Here is a 578-nt window from a genome sequence, read left to right as displayed (position 1 = left end):
TCAAAAGCGCCATCATCTGGGGCCTGTCGGTCGGTGGACTGATTGCACAGGGGCTTTATGCCCGCCGTCCCGATCTGGTGCGCGCACTCGTGCTCAGCAACACCGCCCACAAGATCGGCACGGCCGAAATGTGGAACGCCCGTATCGACAAGATCGCCGCCGATGGCCTCGTCTCGCTGGTCGATCCCGTCATGGAGCGCTGGTTCACGCCAGCGTTTCGCCAGCCTGACAATGCTACCTATGCCGGTGCGCGCAACATGCTTTCGCAACAGCCGGAAGCCGGTTACAGCGGCACCTGTGCCGCCATTCGCGATGCCGATTTTACCGAAGCCGCCGGGCGCATCGCCGTGCTCACACTCTGCGTCGCGGGTGATCAGGACGGCTCGACACCGCCAGAACTGGTGCAGTCGCTGGCAGATCTCATTCCCGCAAGCCGCTTCGTCACCATTGCCGGCTGCGGCCATATCCCCTGCCTTGAACAGCCGCTCACCTATGCGCAGGCGGCGTGCATTTTTCTCAATACCTTGCCGGAGCATTGACCGATGGCGGACCATATCGACAAGAATGAACGTTTCGAA

General features: G+C 61.6%; 1 protein-coding gene. It reads left to right on the top strand.

The genetic code is table 11. The annotated features are described in order from the left end of the window. On the top strand, window positions 1-539 hold a 539-nt coding region (locus tag EXN68_RS27335), incomplete at its 5' end, for an alpha/beta fold hydrolase (protein WP_142843701.1). Between the last annotated feature and the right edge of the window lie 39 nt (window positions 540-578).

Source organism: Martinezella rhizogenes, assembly GCF_007002745.1.
Classification (GTDB): domain Bacteria; phylum Pseudomonadota; class Alphaproteobacteria; order Rhizobiales; family Rhizobiaceae; genus Agrobacterium; species Agrobacterium cucumeris.
This window is presented reverse-complemented; position numbering and strand designations above follow the sequence as displayed.